This window comes from Aeromonas piscicola (assembly GCF_000820005.1).
Lineage (GTDB): Bacteria > Pseudomonadota > Gammaproteobacteria > Enterobacterales > Aeromonadaceae > Aeromonas > Aeromonas piscicola.
The window spans coordinates 17,130-17,331 of record NZ_CDBL01000034.1 but is presented as its reverse complement, the minus strand read 5'-3'; the positions used below and the strand labels follow the sequence as shown (position 1 = coordinate 17,331).

At 52.5% G+C, this 202-nt stretch carries 1 tRNA gene; it reads left to right on the top strand.

Going from position 1 to position 202, the window contains the following annotated elements:
• Positions 1 to 56: 56 nt before the first annotated feature.
• A tRNA-Tyr gene (locus BN1128_RS26010) sits at positions 57 to 141 on the top strand.
• Positions 142 to 202 lie beyond the last annotated feature (61 nt).

The following is a 202-nucleotide window of genomic DNA, read 5'->3' as shown; positions in this document are numbered from 1 at the left end:
TCCTTCTCCCTCCACCATTCAAGTGCAATAGTAGTGACAATCAGGAAATACCCCGTGGAGGGGTTCCCGAGCGGCCAAAGGGATCAGACTGTAAATCTGACGGCTCTGCCTTCGAAGGTTCGAATCCTTCTCCCTCCACCATTTTCCCGATTGCAATGGCTGAATAAAATATGCTTTGCCCCTGTGGAGGGGTTCCCGAGCG